We start from the raw sequence: 12,946 nt of genomic DNA on the forward strand, positions 1-12,946 counted from the left end.
AGGCGACCCTGGATGTCGCCGAACGACCAAGGGAGGATATCGATGAAGAATCTGGTGAAGCTTCTGGCCGCGACGGCGCTCGGCGCCCTCGCCGCGACCGCGGCACAGGCGCAGGGGAAGCCGACGCAGCTGCGCTTCGCGCATATGAACGGGCCGCAGCATTCGGTGAACCTGGGCGCGCTGAAGTTCAAGGAGGCGGTCGAGAGCCGCACCTCCGGCCGGGTCCAGGTCGGCGTCTTCCCGAGCGGCCAGCTCGGCGAGAACACGGCGGTCGGCGAGCAGATCAGCCTGGGCAGCGCGATGATCGGGCAGATCGGCGTCGGCGTGCTCGCCGATTACGTCCCGGACTATTCGGTGCTGGTCTATCCGTTCCTGTTCAAGGATTTCGCCCAGGTGAAGACCTTCCTCGCCAGCGACATCCCCAAGCAATGGGCCAAGTCGCTCGAGAAGAACAATCTCAAGGTCCTCTGCCACGTCTATTTCGGCACGCGTGACCTCTATACCCGCAACAAGGCGGTGAAGGTGCCGGCCGACATGACCGGCCTGAAATTCCGCGTCCAGCCGGTCACGATCTACACCGAGCTCGCCAAGTCGATGGGCGCGACCCCGACGCCGATGCCCTGGCCGGAAATCTACAGCGCGCTCAGCCAGGGCGTGATCGACGCCGCCGAGGCGCCACCGAACGCCATCGTCGACCAGAAGCACTACGAGCACGCCAAGATGTACATGAAGACCGGCCATATCGTCGACGTGTCGCCGGTGGTGATGAGCCTGTCGGCCTTCAACGGCCTGTCGAAGGACGACCAGGCGGTCGTGACGGAGGAGAGCCAGAAGGCCTGCGACTTCATCAGCGACGACACCGCCAAGGGCTACGACACCAATGTCCAGATCCTCAAGGATCGCGGCATGACGATCATCACCGATATCGACCGCGAGGCCTTCGCCAAGCGCGCCGAGCCGATCGAGAAGGCCTTCCCGAAATGGACGCCGAACCTCGTCTCCAAGGTCCGCGCCGCGATGGGCGGGAACTGAGATGACGGCGGCCGAGCTGGAGAAGGACCGGGACGGCGTGCGCCGCTACGCCGTGCCGGCGCTCGAAAAGGGGCTCGACGTGATCGAGCTCCTGGCCCGGTCGCCGGACAGCCTCAGCATGAGCGCCGTCGCGACGGCGCTCGACCGCACGGTGAGCGAGATCTTCCGGGTGATGCAGTGCCTGGAGAGCCGCGCCTATGTCGAGCGCGATCCCGAGAGCGAGCGCTACCGGCTCTCGATGATGCTGTTCAACCTCGCCCATACCAGGCCGCCGACCAAGGCGCTGGTCTCGGCGGCGACGCCGGTGATGGACCGGATCGCCGCCTCGACCATGCAGTCCTGCCATCTGGCGGTGATGGACGACCTGCGCATCCTCGTCGTGGCGCAGGTCAGCGCGCCGACGCCGATGCATTATGCGGTGCGCCTCGGCGCGCAGTTCCCGGTCTGGGAAACCAGCTCGGGCCTCGTCCTCCTCGCCTACCAGCCGGAGGAGGCAAGGCGCGGCATGATCGACCGGATCATGACGGTCCAGTCCGATGTCTCGCGCGAGGAGCTGGAGATGCGCTGTTCCGAGGCGCTGCGCACCGGCTGCGAGGTCCGGACCAGCGCCATCGTCAGCGGCATCACCAACATCACCTATCCGATCTTCAACCATCAGGGCCGGATCGCCGCCGTGCTGACCAGCCCGTTCCTGCCGCAGGTTCATCTCGACGTGTCGACCGAGGAAGCCTCGGCGCTGATCGCGGCCGGCACCCGCGAGATCTCCAACGCGCTCGGCCACCATCCCGGCTGAGCTTCCCCTCCCCCTCCAGAAACAAGATGGAATAATGGCCCCTCTTCGCACCATTCGCGGTATTTCCTGGGATCATCCCCGCGGCTTCGACTGCCTTGCGGCGAATGTGCCGGCCTTCCAGGCGGCCAATCCGGATATCGAGGTCGTCTGGGAGCGCCGCAGCCTGAAGCAGTTCGGCGAACAGCCGATCGACGCCTTGGCGGAACGCTACGACCTGATCGTCGCCGACCATCCTTTCGTGGGCCATGGCGCCGCCTCGGGCTGCCTCATCGACGTGACGCCGATCATCGGCAAGGACGCCGTCGACGCCATGCTGCAGGACAGCGTCGGCAAGAGCAGCGTCTCCTATCACTGGAATGGCGGCGTCTACGGCCTGCCGACCGACGCGGCCTCGCAGGTCGCCTCCTACCGCCCCGACATCATGGCCGCGCTGAAGCACGAGGCACCGCAGAGCTTCGGCGAGACGATCGCGCTCGCCAAGGCCGCGCGCGCCGCCGGCAAGTCGATCGCGACCCCCGCCTGCCCGACCGACGCGATGTCGCTGATCCTCTCCTTCACCGCCAATCTCGGCCAGCCGCTCGGCGCCGAGCCGGGCCAGTTCTGGGAGAGACGCGCGCTGGAGGAGGCCTTCGCCTATGTCGAGGAGCTGGTCGCGGCGAGCCATCCCTCGTCCCCGGACTGGAACCCGATCCAGGGCTACAACGCCATGTCGTCCACGGACGAGATCGCCTATATCTCCTACGCCTTCGGCTACTCGAACTATTCCCGCAAGGGCGTGGCCAGGCCGATCCTGTTCACCAACGTCGCCGGCCCCGGCAGCGACCCGCGGGCCGGAGCGCTGCTCGGCGGCGCCGGCTGCGCCGTGACCAGCAGCGCCCGGGATTTCGAGGCGATCGGCCGCTATCTGCGCTTCGTCCACGACCCGGCGCATCAGCGCGGCGCCTATTTCGATGCCGGCGGCCAGCCCGGCAGCCGCAGCGCCTGGCTCGACGAGCGCGTCAACGCCGAAGCGAACAATTTCTTCCGCAACACGCTGGAGACGCTCGACAAATCGTTCCTGCGCCCGCGCTTCGACGGCTTCGTGCCGTTCTTCGAGGAGGGCGGCGAGATCATCAATGCGCGCCTGCGCGGCGCCTTCAGCCGCGAGGCGGCGATCGACAAGCTGAGCGCGCATTACGAGCACATCCTGGCGCTGGAGCCGGCCCAGGCATGAGCGCGCTCGATCACCTGACGGTGCTCGATTTCAGCCATCTGCTGGCCGGTCCGCTGGCCACGCAGATGCTGGGCGATCTCGGCGCCGATATCATCAAGATCGAGCGCGTCGGCGAAGGTGATCTCTACCGGCGCCTGCCGCCCTTCTTCAACGCGCGCATCAATGGCGAGAGCCCGCATTTCCTGGCCTGGAACCGCAACAAGCGCTCCCTCGCCATGGACCTGAAGACGCCGGAGGCGCGCGCGATCGTCCTCGCCATGGCCGCGAAGGCCGATATCGTGGTCGAGAATTTCCGCCCGGGCGTGATGGAGCGGCTCGGCCTCGGCTATGCCGATCTCGCCGCGGTCAATCCGGCGCTGATCTATTGCTCCAGCTCCGGCTACGGCGCGAGCGGCCCGATGGCCGGGCGCCCGGGCCAGGACCTGCTGCTGCAGGGCATCAGCGGCTTCATGAGCGTGACCGGCAGCAAGGACGGACGGCCGACGCCGCTCGGCATCTCGCTCGCCGACCAGCTCTGCTCCTACCACATCGTCTATGCCGTGCTGGCGGCGCTGATCCACCGGATGAAGAGCGGCCGCGGCCAGCATATCGAGGTCGACATGCTGCGCGCCTGCCTCGCCCATCAGGGCCAGGAGCTGCTCTTCGCGATGACGCTCGGCAAGAGCTTCGAGCGCCCGGCATCCGGCATCGCCCATTCCGGCATGCCGGCGCCGTTCGGCGTCTACCAGACCTCGGACGGCTGGATGACGATCTCGATGAACCCGGTCGAGCGCCTGGCCGAACTGCTCGACCTGCCCGAGCTCGCCGCCTGCGACGCCCAGCGTCTCTGGGACGAACGCGACGCCGTGCACGCGCTGATCGAGGCGCGGACGCTCACGGGCCCAACCGCGCATTGGGTCGAGCGCCTGCTCGGCGCAGGCCTCTGGGCCGGCGAGATCAACAGCCTGCAGGATGTCGCGACGCTCGACCAGGCCGAACATCTGCGCGCCTTCACCAGCTACGAGCATCCGAGCGCCGGGACGGTGCGCACGGTCAACATCCCCGTCGACCTCTCGGAGACGCCGGGCGAGATCCGGCGGCCGGCGCCGCGGATCGGCGAGCACAGCCGCGAGATCCTGGCCGGTTTCGGCTTCGCGGAGGACGAGATCGACGCCTGGATCGCGGATGGCATCATCGGCGATCTCCAGTCATCCGCGACGGAGAAGGCCGCATGAGCAGCGCAACGACGATCAAGGTCGACACCGTCGGCGCGACCGGCATCATCCGCTTCGCGCGGCCCGACCAGCTCAATGCGATGAGCACGGCGATGGTCGCCGAGTTCCTGGCCGCGCTGGAGCGCTTCGAGGGCGATGAGGCGATCAGCGCGGTCATCCTGACCGGCGAGGGCAAGGCCTTCATGGCCGGCGCCGACCTCAAGGAATATGCCACGCTCGATGCCGACGGTTTCCGCGCCTTCCAGCGCCGCGGCCGCGCGCTCTACGAGCGGATCGAGCGCTACGCCAAGCCGGTCATCGCGGCGGTCAACGGCTATGCGCTCGGCGGCGGCTTCGAGATGGTGCTGGCCTGCGATCTCGTGGTGGCCCGGCGCGGCGCCCGCATGGGCCTGCCCGAGGTCAAGCTCGGCCTCGTCCCGGGCGGGGGCGGCACGCAACGCCTCACCCGCAAGATCGGGCCGAACCGCGCCTTCGAGCTGCTCGCGACGGGCGAGCATCGGCCGGCGGAGGATTATGCCGCCTGGGGGCTCGTCTGCGAACTTACGGACGAGGATGTCGTCGCTGTGGCGCTCGCGCTGGCGGCCCGCTTCCAGAAGCACCCTGCCGCCGCCGTCTTCGAACTCAAGCGCCTCAACCGCGCCGCCCAGGCGAGCGAGCTGCAGGCCGGGCTCGACCTCGAGGCGCAGGCGCTGCAGGCGCTGTTCGAAAGCCCGGACGGGCAGGAGCGCGTCGCCGCCTTCGTCGCGCGCTCCGCGGCGCGCTGAGATTCCCGGGACAGGCGGAAGGACCCATGGCCAAAGCCCTCGAAGACGTCACCATCCTCGATTTCAGCCATTTGCTGCAGGGGCCGTTCGCGACGCAGCTCCTCGGCGATCTCGGCGCCAACATCATCAAGGTCGAGCGCCCCGGCCAGGGCGATCTCTTCCGCACGCTGACCTTCAACAACCAATGGGTCGGAGGCAGCGAGAGCCCGAACTTCCTGGCCTGGAACCGCAACAAGCGTTCGATCGCCGTCGACCTGAAGGCGCCGGAGGCGAAGGACGTGCTCTACCGGCTGGCCGAGACGGCCGATGTCGTCGTCCAGAACTTCCGGCCCGGCGTGCTCGCCAAGCTCGGCTTCGGCTACGAGGATTTCAGGCGCGTCAATCCGCGCATCATCTACTGCTCGGGCTCGGGCTACGGCCAGGACGGGCCCTATGTCGACCGTCCCGGCCAGGACATGCTGATCCAGGGCCTGACCGGGCTCGCCGCCGCCACCGGCCGCGGCGACGGGCCGCCGGTGCCGGTCGGCGCGGGCTTCGCCGACCAGATCGGCGCGATGAACATGGTCTACGGCATTCTCGGCTCGCTCTACTGGCGCGAGCGCTCGGGCAAGGGCCAGGAGATCCAGGTCGACCTGATGAGCGGCCTGCTGGCGCATCAGGGCCAGGAGATGCTGGCGGCGCTGAATTTCGGCCGAGATTTCGTCCGGCCGAAATCCGGCATCGGCCATCCCGGCATGGACGCGCCGTTCGGCGTCTACCCGACCTCGGATGGCTGGGTGACGATCGCGATGAGCCCCTTCGCCAGGCTCGTCGGCGTGCTCGGCGACGACAGCCTGCTCGCCTATGACGACCCCAAGCTGCTTTTCGACAAGCGCGACGAGATCTGGGAGCGCATCGCCGCCCTGACCAGGACCTGGACGACGCAGGAATTGCTCGAAGCCATGCTCGCGGTCGATATCTGGTGCGGGCAGGTCCAGACCCATAGCCAGGTCAAGGACGATCCGCAGGTGCGCCATATGGGCACGCTGCAGAGCTACGAGCATCCGCGCGCCGGCACGGTGCAGGTCGTCGGGCCGGCGGTCCGCTTCTCGGAGACGCCGGCCGGGATCGAGCGTCCCGCGCCGCTGGTCGGCGAACACTCGGTCGAGATCCTGCGCGAAGCCGGGTTTCGGGCCGACGAGATCGAGGCGCTCCTGTCCTCAAGGGCGATCGCGCAGGTGGAGTGAGCGCCCCTGGAGCATTTTCGCGCGAAGCGGCGGGCGGTTCGCGTGAAGCAAATGCGCCAAAACAAATCGTTGACCCGCTGCCGGAACGCAGGGATTCTCGATCCTGCGCACCGTGATCGAGACCCTTTGTCCAGGCTCGGTTGAGCCAGGGCTCGCCACGATCCGCCGCCTGCCAGCCGACGGATCCAGACGTCCCGCCATGACCGGGCCGAGAGATCTCCGCTCGAGGCTTCGAGGCGCCCGACAGTGTGAGCTGAATCACTGTTCGGGGCCACGAACGGACGCAGTTTCCGGTCCGCCCTGGGGGGCGAAGCTCGAAGCACCCATTCGGGAGGAGCGATTATGTCCGGATACAGCCTCACGACACTGACGGCCGGAAAGACGACCATCGCGAGTTCGGTCGTCGAAGCGCTTGCGTCACAATTGAGCGGCAGCATCCTCGCTGCCGGCGATGCCGGCTATGACGACGCGCGCGCGATCTGGAACGGGATGGTCGATCGCCGGCCCGGGCTGATCATTCGCTGCAGGACCACCATGGATGTCGTCAGCGCGGTCCGTTTCGCTGCCGATAACGGGCTGCTCGTCTCAGTGCGCGGCGGCGGCCATGGCATTGCCGGCAACGCGGTCTGCGATGGCGGCCTGATGATCGATCTCTCCGCAATGAAATCGGTCCGCGTCGATGCCTCGAACCAGCGTGCCTGGGTCGAGCCCGGCGCCACCCTCGCCGATCTCGACAAGGAAACGCAGGCGGCCGGGCTGATCGTGCCGACCGGCGTCAATTCCACCACCGGCATCGCCGGGCTGACGCTGGGCGGCGGCTTCGGCTGGATCACCCGGAAATTCGGCCTGACGCTGGACAACCTGGTCTCGGTCGAGGTGGTGACGGCCGATGGCGAAGTCAGGCGCGCCAGCGCGACGCAGGAGCCGGACCTGTTCTGGGGCCTGCGCGGTGGCGGCGGCAATTTCGGCGTGGTGACGGCCTTCGAGTTCCGCCTGCACAAGCTCGGCCCCCAGGTCCTGTCCGGCCTCGTCGTGCACCCGCTCGCCGACGCCGAAACGGTCCTCAAGGAATACCGCCAGGCGCTCGAGCTCGCCCCGGACGAGCTGACCTGCTGGGCGGTGATGCGGCAGGCGCCGCCGCTGCCGTTCCTCCCGGAGGAATGGCACGGCAAGGAGGTGCTGATCCTGGCCATGTGCTATTGCGGCGATATGGCCGAAGGCGAGAAGGCGACCGCGAGGCTACGCTCGATCGGCACCCCGATCGCCGATGTCGTGGGGCCCGCGCCGTTCACGGCATGGCAACAGGCTTTCGACCCGCTGCTCGCGCCCGGCGCCCGCAACTACTGGAAGAGCCACGACTTTGCCTCTCTCGGGGACAAGACGATCAGCCTGCTGGTCGGCGCGGCCAGGAGCCTGCCGGGCCCGGAATGCGAGATCTTCATCGCTCATGTCGGCGGCGAGGCAGGCCGTGTCGCCGCCGATGCCACGGCGTTTCCGCAGCGCAGCTCGCATTTCGTCATGAATATCCATGCGCGCTGGCGCGAACGGGAGATGGACCAGGCCTGCATCGGCTGGGCGCGCGCGCTCTTCGACGCCGCAAGGCCGTTTTCCGTCGGGACGGCCTATATCAACTTCATGCCGGCCGACGAGGTCGATCGCGTCCAGGAGGCCTATGGCGGCAGCTATCAGCGCCTTGCCATGCTGAAGCAGCGCTATGACCCCGCCAACCTGTTCCGCATGAACCAGAATGTCATGCCGGCGAGGAGCACCAAGGCCGCCTGAGCCTGGTCGGGCACGCGCATGCTCGAAGCCGGATGGCTTCGAGCCGTCGCCGGGCGGCAGAGGATTGCCGCCCGGCGATCCCGGCCGGCCTGGAACAGTGAGGAGGTGTCGCCGGACACTCACGAAGCCCCCAGCTTCGCGTTGACGAAGGGGCGCTTTTCCAATGCATTCATTGGAATCGGCTATTGTGAGATGAGGCTCGGAACAGGAAGATCGATGGCCGGCGCCGAGTTCCAGTCCGGACCCCACAGGGCGATTGATCTTGCTTCAGATGTCCGGCGCCCGCGCACTCCTTCGCAGTCTCTACTTCGGAGATGATCGGCGGGCTCGGCGTTTTCGCTATGGCCTGGTCGTCTTCGATCTTCTGACCATCGGGCTCTTCATCCTGTCCGCATCGGTCGGCGACGCAGGCTGGATCGTGCCGGTCGATTTCGCGCTTGGCGTCGTCCTGGCCGTGGAACTGGCGGCGCGGCTCTATGCCGGAAATCACCCGCTCAGACATCTCCTGTCCCTGTCGACAGCGGCCGATCTCGTCGTGATCGGCTCCCTGCTGCTGCCGGCACTCACGGATAACCTGGGCTTCCTGCGGGTCGTCAGGGCGCTGCGCCTGCTGCGCTCCTACCATTTGCTGCGCGACCTGAGGTCCGATTCTCCCTGGTTCCGGCGCTACGAGGACGTGATCCAGGGAACGCTGAACCTGACAGTGTTCATCTTCGTGGTGACCTCGCTGGTCTATGTCTCCCAGAACGACGTCAACCCACAGATCGCAGGCTATATCGACGCGCTCTACTTCACGATCACGACGCTCACCACCACCGGCTTCGGCGACATCACACTGGTCGGGCCGGGCGGACGCCTGATCTCCGTGGTCATCATGGTCGTCGGCGTCGCGCTCTTCCTGCGGCTCCTGCAAGCGGTTTTCCGCCCGAACAAGATCCGGTTCGAGTGCCCCGACTGCGCCCTGCAGATCCACGATATCGATGCGGTCCATTGCAAGCATTGCGGCCGCATCCTGGCCATTCCCGACGAGGGCGCGAACTGACCCCTCGCTGCGCCGCTCAGGCCGGGACCAGGCCGCGCACGACACGGAAGATCATGGGGAACGAGCGCGGTCCGTCGGGCAGGCCGACCAGGTATCCGGCGCGCACATGCTGCTCGATCGCGGCGCGGGCGCCGCTCGACAGCCCCATCAGCATGGCGGTGACGCTGCCAGGCCCGTCGGTGAAGGTCACCCAATAGTCCTGGAAGGAGCGATACTCGCAATCCACGACGACCGGGATCTCGGTCACCTCGGCAAGGCCGAGCTTGCGCCACAGCGCCGCCTGGCCGCCGGGCCAGAATTGCGTGCGCCCTGCCCGCGCCGATCTCATCCTGGCGGCGGCGCTCTCGAGCACGGCGCCGGTATTGTAGACGAGATCGAAGGCGGGCATGCCGCCGAAGAATTGCGTCACCGCGGAGGCGACCACGCCGCCCGGACGGGTAACGCGCTTCATCTCGGCAACGACCTGCTCGACCTCCGGAATGACGTCGAGCGCCAGCGTCGAAACGGCGGCATCGAATGCGTTATCGTCGAAGCGCAGGTGGCGGGCATCGCCCTGTTCATAGCTGACATGAGGGTGCGGCCGGCGAAGGCGGGCGCCTTCCAGGTAGCCCTCGGATGCATCGACACCGACCACCTGTGCGCCCGCCTCGGCCAGGGCCTTGCTCAAGACGCCTGTGCCACAGGCCAGATCGAGGACGCGAGCGCCCGGAGCGAGATCGGCGCGGGCGAGAAACGGGCCCGCCAGATATTCGCTCCAGCGCCCCATGAAGGCTTCGTAGATATCGGCATCAGTCCAATTGTATCGGAGTTGTGCGGTCTCCATGACTTACCCCCCTCGATTGACTTGCCACCTCGATGAGACTTGCTCCGCTCTATCGCGGATGGACTGTAACATGGTCGCGCGGACCGCGCGTGCCCTGGTATTCCCGGACGATCATGGCGGAAGACAGAGCCGCCGCGGCACGGTTGAATCCGCGCGCCGCTGCTCCCAAGTGACCTCTGCCCAACTGAGCCCGGCTATCCCCGCCACATGAAAGCTCCCGATGACACAGCCTGATCGCAAGCGCGCCCTGGTCCTGCGCAACCCGAAGGCGCGGCGTGGCCAGGAATCGCTCGAGGGTCCGTTCAGGCAGCTGGAGCGCGGCGGGATCGAGGTCACCCTCGAGACCTTCGAAGCCCTGCCGGAGATCGCCCGCGATATCGTGCGGCTGCGCAGCCTCGCCGACCTGATCATCATCTGCGGCGGCGACGGCTCGATCTCCTCAGGGGCGATGGCGGTGATGGAAAGCGGCCTGCCGCTCGGCATCCTGCCGATGGGCACGGCGAACGACCTCGCCCGGACCCTGGCGATCCCGATGGACCTGACCGAGGCGGCCGGGGTGATCGCACGGGGACAGACGCGCCGCATCGACATGGGCACGGTCAACGGCCACGCCTTCTTCAACGTCGCCAGCATCGGCCTCAGCAGCGAGCTCGCGCAGGGGCTCGACCCGGAGCTGAAGAAGCGCTTCGGCCGCCTGGGCTATGCGCTCGCGGCCGCCAAGGTGCTGACCAGGGCCTCGCGCTTCCACGCCACGATCACCGAGAAGGGCCGGACGACCGAGGTCGACACGTTCCAGATCGCGATCGGCAACGGAAGGCATTATGGCGGCGGCAATGTCGTGCGCGACGATGCCGAGATCGACGACGGCCGTCTCGATCTCTACAGCCTCGAACTCAGCAACCTCTGGAAGCTGGCGCTGATGCTGCGCTCATTCCGGTCGGGCACGCATGGCGCCTGGCAGGAGGTCCGCACCGCGCGCTGCGTCGAATTCGACATCCTGACCCGGCGGCCGATGCCGGTGAACACCGATGGCGAGATCGTCACGGCGACGCCGGCCCATTTCAAGGTCCATCCGCAGGCCGTCGCGATCTTCGCGCCCGAGGCCGATCCGTGCGCGCAGCCCATGCGGATGCCGCTGTTCCACCGCTGAGGCTGGCCAAGGTGGGTTGGCCGCAGGGCCCGCCCGCCCCTGCCCCGCCCGTAGCTCCGGCTACTCGCCGACCTTGATGTCCAGCTCGCGGATCAGCCGGCCGAAGCGTTCGATGTCGTCATTGACCAGGCTTGCCATCTCCGACGGCGAGCCGGGCGCCGGGACGAGCCCGCTGGCCTCGAGCCTGGCCGCGATCTCGGGCGCGGCGATGGCGCGTGCCGCGCTGGCATTGAGGCGCTCGACGACCGCTCCAGACGTTCCGGCAGGCGCCACCAGCCCGAAGAAATTGGGGATCAGCGGATCGTCGGAGATGCCCAGCTCGATCATCGTCGGCACATCCCGCATTTGCGGCAGCCGGCGTTTGTCACCGACCGCGAGCGCCTTCACCTTCCCGTCCTGCATCAGGGAGAGGGCCGCCGGCGGTGTCGCGATGGTCAGGGCGACCTCACCGGTCGCGACCGCGGCGACGGCCGGCGGCGCGCCGCGATAAGGCACGTGAACCATCTTGACGCCGAGCCTTCGGGCCAGCGCCTCGATGTTGAGATGCGCCATGCTGCCCTTGCCGAAGCTCGCATAGGCGAGCTCGCGTCCCTTCGCCAGCGAGGCGAACTCGGCGAAACTATTGGCGCCGAGCCCGGGATTGACGATGAGGACGTAAGGCCCCGTGGCGACCACCCCGACATAGGCGAAGTCGCGCCGTCCATCGATCGCCTGCTGCGGCATCAGGATCGGGTTGATGCCGAACACCTCCCGCGGCGCCATCAGCAGCGTGTAGCCATCGGGCTCAGCGCGTGCGACGGCCGCGGCCCCGACCATGCCATTGGCGCCGGGCCGGTTCTCGACGACGACCGGCTGGCCGAATTCGAGACGCAGCTTCTCCGCGACGAGCCGCGCCGCGAGATCGACCGCGCCTCCGGCCGGATAGGGGACGATGAGCTGAACCTGTCGGATCGGAAAGGCGCCCGGGCTCTGGGCCAGGGCCGGCAGGCCGATGGCGCCGGCGCCGGCAGCGGCGAGAAAGGCACGGCGAGATATCTGCTGGGACATGTTGACCTCCCGGTCTGCTGGCGCGTTGTTATTCAGTCCGCCTGGAATTCGTTCGCTAGCTAATGATCGGCCGGGACATCGCCGGCTTGCTGGACATTCCGGGTCCATTGCTCCCAGGCGCGGTCCATGGCGAAGGGCGTCAGGTTGAACTCTTCGGCGGCTTTCGCCTCGGCTTCCGTCAACCGACGAACCCCGCCCAGCTGTGCCGCCTTCAGCTGCACATCGGCATTGCGGGCGCCATAGATCGTCCGAAAGGTCAGTTCGCGGAGCGAGCGCCCGGCGACGGTCGCGCCGTGGCCGCGCATCAGCACGGTCCAGTTCGGCCCGAGGGCGTTGGCGAGGGATTCGCCCTGCGCCCTGGTCGAGACGAGCAGGTTCGTGTCGCCGAACTCGTCCTGGCTGTCCCAGAGCGGCACCGTCGCGCCCATGGTCGCTCCGAGATGGAAGACGGGAACGAGCGCGCAGCTGCTGGTGCAGAACGGCATGATGGCGGGCGCATGGTGGTGGCAGATGGCCAGCACATCGGGCCGGGCCCGGTAGATCGCGCCATGGATGCTGCGCTCGGCGAAGGCGCGGGCCTCGCGCGACGAGACAAGGGCGTCATCGCGGTCGAAGACGAGAATGTCCTGCACCGTGACCAGCTCGGCCGCACGGACCCTCGGCATCAGGTAGAGATCCGGGTCGTGCGGATGGCGGGCCGAGACATGGCCGAAGCTGTCGACGATGCCTTCGCGCGCCAGGATGCGGCTGGCGAGGACGAGCTCGGCGACCATCGCGTCGAGCTCCGGGGAATAGTGTTGGAGCGCGGTCTCGCTGGCCTTGGTGGAGTTCGACAGCATGGGATGACCTCGAGACAGACG

12 protein-coding genes are annotated in these 12,946 nt (G+C 67.6%); 9 read left to right on the forward strand and 3 right to left on the reverse strand.

Features of this window, described 5'->3' with window-relative positions:
* The first annotated feature begins 42 nt into the window (after positions 1-42).
* From EV560_RS26345 to EV560_RS26380, 8 genes are all read left to right on the forward strand, one after another.
* Positions 43-1,032, forward strand: a complete 990-nt coding sequence (locus tag EV560_RS26345) for a TRAP transporter substrate-binding protein (RefSeq protein WP_165923635.1) — start codon at positions 43-45, stop codon at positions 1,030-1,032.
* Between the two features lies 1 nt (position 1,033).
* Entirely contained in the window at positions 1,034-1,825 is a 792-nt protein-coding gene (locus EV560_RS26350) for an IclR family transcriptional regulator (protein ID WP_131858802.1), read from the forward strand.
* A gap of 34 nt (positions 1,826-1,859) precedes the next feature.
* Positions 1,860-3,038, forward strand: a complete 1,179-nt coding sequence (locus EV560_RS26355; protein WP_131858803.1) for an extracellular solute-binding protein — start codon at positions 1,860-1,862, stop codon at positions 3,036-3,038.
* Positions 3,035-4,252, forward strand: coding sequence for a CaiB/BaiF CoA transferase family protein (locus EV560_RS26360; protein WP_131858804.1), 1,218 nt, complete (start codon positions 3,035-3,037; stop codon positions 4,250-4,252). The genes EV560_RS26355 and EV560_RS26360 overlap by 4 nt, the downstream gene beginning before the upstream one ends.
* Positions 4,249-5,016, forward strand: a complete 768-nt coding sequence (locus tag EV560_RS26365; RefSeq protein WP_131858805.1) for an enoyl-CoA hydratase/isomerase family protein — start codon at positions 4,249-4,251, stop codon at positions 5,014-5,016. The genes EV560_RS26360 and EV560_RS26365 overlap by 4 nt, the downstream gene beginning before the upstream one ends.
* A gap of 26 nt (positions 5,017-5,042) precedes the next feature.
* Complete coding sequence (locus tag EV560_RS26370) at positions 5,043-6,242, forward strand: CaiB/BaiF CoA transferase family protein (RefSeq protein ID WP_131858806.1); 1,200 nt, start codon at positions 5,043-5,045, stop codon at positions 6,240-6,242.
* Positions 6,243-6,584: 342 nt separating this feature from the next.
* Positions 6,585-8,024 (forward strand): FAD-binding oxidoreductase, encoded by a 1,440-nt coding sequence (locus EV560_RS26375; RefSeq protein WP_131858807.1) that lies wholly within the window; start codon positions 6,585-6,587, stop codon positions 8,022-8,024.
* 271 nt (positions 8,025-8,295) lie between these two features.
* Complete coding sequence (locus tag EV560_RS26380; RefSeq protein ID WP_131858888.1) at positions 8,296-9,066, forward strand: potassium channel family protein; 771 nt, start codon at positions 8,296-8,298, stop codon at positions 9,064-9,066.
* A gap of 16 nt (positions 9,067-9,082) precedes the next feature.
* Here EV560_RS26380 and EV560_RS26385 read toward each other — a convergent pair whose 3' ends face one another.
* A complete protein-coding gene (locus EV560_RS26385; protein WP_131858808.1) occupies positions 9,083-9,889 on the reverse strand; it encodes a class I SAM-dependent methyltransferase in 807 nt (268 codons plus the stop codon).
* Positions 9,890-10,109: 220 nt separating this feature from the next.
* Here EV560_RS26385 and EV560_RS26390 point away from each other — a divergent pair, with 220 nt between their 5' ends.
* The gene (locus tag EV560_RS26390) at positions 10,110-11,039 is read left to right on the forward strand and encodes a lipid kinase (protein ID WP_131858809.1); all 930 of its coding nucleotides are present in this window, start codon (positions 10,110-10,112) and stop codon (positions 11,037-11,039) included.
* Positions 11,040-11,099: 60 nt separating this feature from the next.
* Here EV560_RS26390 and EV560_RS26395 read toward each other — a convergent pair whose 3' ends face one another.
* Both EV560_RS26395 and EV560_RS26400 read right to left on the reverse strand, forming a co-directional pair.
* Positions 11,100-12,086, reverse strand: coding sequence for a Bug family tripartite tricarboxylate transporter substrate binding protein (locus EV560_RS26395; RefSeq protein ID WP_165923636.1), 987 nt, complete (start codon positions 12,084-12,086; stop codon positions 11,100-11,102).
* Positions 12,087-12,145: 59 nt separating this feature from the next.
* Positions 12,146-12,925, reverse strand: coding sequence for a class II aldolase/adducin family protein (locus EV560_RS26400; protein ID WP_131858811.1), 780 nt, complete (start codon positions 12,923-12,925; stop codon positions 12,146-12,148).
* Positions 12,926-12,946 lie beyond the last annotated feature (21 nt).

It is taken from the genome of Allobosea sp. BK604 (assembly GCF_004341515.1).
Lineage (GTDB): Bacteria > Pseudomonadota > Alphaproteobacteria > Rhizobiales > Beijerinckiaceae > Allobosea.

What these genes read in the sequence shown, in the direction of transcription:
- EV560_RS26345 (WP_165923635.1), top strand. Translation starts at nt 43, where the DNA reads ATGAAGAATCTGGTGAAGCTTCTGGCCGCGACGGCGCTCGGCGCCCTC.
- EV560_RS26350 (WP_131858802.1), top strand. Translation starts at nt 1,034, where the DNA reads ATGACGGCGGCCGAGCTGGAGAAGGACCGGGACGGCGTGCGCCGCTAC.
- EV560_RS26355 (WP_131858803.1), top strand. Translation starts at nt 1,860, where the DNA reads ATGGCCCCTCTTCGCACCATTCGCGGTATTTCCTGGGATCATCCCCGC.
- EV560_RS26360 (WP_131858804.1), top strand. Translation starts at nt 3,035, where the DNA reads ATGAGCGCGCTCGATCACCTGACGGTGCTCGATTTCAGCCATCTGCTG.
- EV560_RS26365 (WP_131858805.1), top strand. Translation starts at nt 4,249, where the DNA reads ATGAGCAGCGCAACGACGATCAAGGTCGACACCGTCGGCGCGACCGGC.
- EV560_RS26370 (WP_131858806.1), top strand. Translation starts at nt 5,043, where the DNA reads ATGGCCAAAGCCCTCGAAGACGTCACCATCCTCGATTTCAGCCATTTG.
- EV560_RS26375 (WP_131858807.1), top strand. Translation starts at nt 6,585, where the DNA reads ATGTCCGGATACAGCCTCACGACACTGACGGCCGGAAAGACGACCATC.
- EV560_RS26380 (WP_131858888.1), top strand. Translation starts at nt 8,296, where the DNA reads ATGTCCGGCGCCCGCGCACTCCTTCGCAGTCTCTACTTCGGAGATGAT.
- EV560_RS26385 (WP_131858808.1), bottom strand. Translation starts at nt 9,889, where the DNA reads ATGGAGACCGCACAACTCCGATACAATTGGACTGATGCCGATATCTAC.
- EV560_RS26390 (WP_131858809.1), top strand. Translation starts at nt 10,110, where the DNA reads ATGACACAGCCTGATCGCAAGCGCGCCCTGGTCCTGCGCAACCCGAAG.
- EV560_RS26395 (WP_165923636.1), bottom strand. Translation starts at nt 12,086, where the DNA reads ATGTCCCAGCAGATATCTCGCCGTGCCTTTCTCGCCGCTGCCGGCGCC.
- EV560_RS26400 (WP_131858811.1), bottom strand. Translation starts at nt 12,925, where the DNA reads ATGCTGTCGAACTCCACCAAGGCCAGCGAGACCGCGCTCCAACACTAT.